Origin of the sequence: Streptomyces sp. NPDC001406, from assembly GCF_042895285.1 — a bacterium.
Classification (GTDB): Bacteria; Actinomycetota; Actinomycetes; order Streptomycetales; family Streptomycetaceae; genus Streptomyces.
Window position 1 is genome coordinate 1 of sequence record NZ_JBIAWG010000055.1, and the last position, 1,702, is coordinate 1,702.

Consider the following 1,702-nt stretch of genomic DNA (forward strand, 5'->3'; position numbering starts at 1 on the left):
AGTGCGTTGTGGCAAACCGGATCTTGTTCGGGCGGCAGCGGGTGATCGTCTGGACGGAGGTGCGGGCGCGGTCGCGGGCATGAGAGAACGGGCCCCTTGGTAGTGACGCGGTTACGACACCAGTACGACCAAGGAAGCCCGTTGCCTGATCAGTTGAACAGTATCTCTGTGCATGCGTCCACCGCGGTCACCCCTGGGTGTGACTGCTACGTGCACCGGTTCGGTTCGCTCGCTCCGGGACGGCGGGCAGGCTGCTATCCGAGTGACATGACGGATGCGGAGTGGGCCGAGGTCCGCGCCGCGATGCCGGTGCCGGCCTGGCTCCTGAAGCGGGGCGGGCGTCCGGAGGCGTATTGCCACCGGACAATGCTTGACGCGGTGCGCTACCTGGTCGACAACGGCGTGAAGTGGACGGCTCTGCCGGTCGATTTCCCTTGCTGGCGGGCGGTCTACGACTTCTTCCGCCGCTGGCGGTCCTACGACTATGTGCGTGAGCTGTACGAACGCCTGCGACGTTCGGCGAGGGAGCGCGCAGGCCGCAACGCCGAGCCCAGCGCGGGAATCATCGACAGTCAGTCGGTGGATGCCTCCGAGACCGTCGGCGAGGACAGTCGCGGATACGACGGCGGCAAGTCACGTGACGGGCGCAAGCGTCACATCCTGACCGACAGCGAGGGCCTGCTCCTGGAGGTGACCGTGACCACGGCCGATGTGCACGACTCCAAGGCCGCCCCCGCACTGCTGGAGACGTTCATGGAGCAGCCGGGACGGCTGCTGAAACTGGTGTGGGTTGACAGTGCCTACCAGGGTCCGGCGCTGGCGAAGGCGTTCGCCCGTCACGGAGTCCGGACCGAGGTCGTGCGCCGGTCCGACGGACAACGCGGATTTGTCGTACTGGCCCGCAGGTGGGTCGTGGAGCGAACGCTGAGTTGGCTCTCCCGTTCACGCCGCCTCAACCGCGACCACGAACGCCGCCTCGACCACCACGCCCAGATGGTGTGGTGGGCCGCCGTGATCAGGCTGTCCCGGCGCCTGGCCGGCGACGCTCCGCGCTGGCCGGAGAAGCGTCCCGGCCGGCTGCTCCGGGCTCAGCCATGAACCGTCCGTCCTTCGCCCGCACCAGCCAGCCCCGCTTCTCCAGCACATAGGCACGGTGCCGGATCTTCTCCACCTCGTTCTTGATCTCCGCTTCCCGGCCCACCGCCCGCGTCAGCTCCACTCCGTTCACCGGCCCCGAAGCGGCCACCACCGCGGCGAACACCTCCCGATACAGGCCGCTGAGCACCTCCTCGCCCATGCCCGACCGCCACACCGGCGGCCTCTCGCCATGCCCCGCACCCAAGCCGCCCGATCCCACGGCGGCAGCCATCTCACCACCAGACGGCACGGAAACCGGCGTATTCACCGGGCTCTCCCCGGCCAGCACCGACACGAGCTCCTCACGCCCCACCCGGGCCCGCTCGACTCGCTCCCGCGCGGCATCCACCTCCGCCTGAGCCTGCTCCAGGACCTCCGTCCAGGACTCCAGATCCTGCCTCGCCCGCGCCTCACGCTGTTCCATCAACCCCAGCACCGACGGCATCGCACCCTCCTCGATCCACAACAAGCCGTCCGCTGCCTGCCCCTACCCCAGGGCGATCATGCCCCGCACACGAAGAAGCCCCTGCTCATCGAACAGGGACTCCCTTTGCCACAACGCACT

The 1,702-nt window shown here is 68.4% G+C and carries 2 protein-coding genes; one reads left to right on the top strand and one right to left on the bottom strand.

The window, feature by feature from the left end; translation table 11 throughout:
• Positions 1–267: 267 nt before the first annotated feature.
• Complete coding sequence (locus ACFY1J_RS46030) at positions 268–1,098, top strand: IS5 family transposase (protein ID WP_390733301.1); 831 nt, start codon at positions 268–270, stop codon at positions 1,096–1,098.
• Here the strand turns inward: ACFY1J_RS46030 and ACFY1J_RS46035 are convergent.
• Positions 1,016–1,582 carry a hypothetical protein gene (locus ACFY1J_RS46035; protein WP_390733302.1) on the bottom strand — a complete coding sequence of 189 codons (567 nt, stop codon included), beginning with the start codon at positions 1,580–1,582 and terminating at the stop codon, positions 1,016–1,018. The genes ACFY1J_RS46030 and ACFY1J_RS46035 overlap by 83 nt on opposite strands.
• Positions 1,583–1,702: the final 120 nt, after the last annotated feature.

What these genes read in the sequence shown, in the direction of transcription:
- ACFY1J_RS46035 (WP_390733302.1), bottom strand. Translation starts at nt 1,582, where the DNA reads ATGCCGTCGGTGCTGGGGTTGATGGAACAGCGTGAGGCGCGGGCGAGG.
- ACFY1J_RS46030 (WP_390733301.1), top strand. Translation starts at nt 268, where the DNA reads ATGACGGATGCGGAGTGGGCCGAGGTCCGCGCCGCGATGCCGGTGCCG.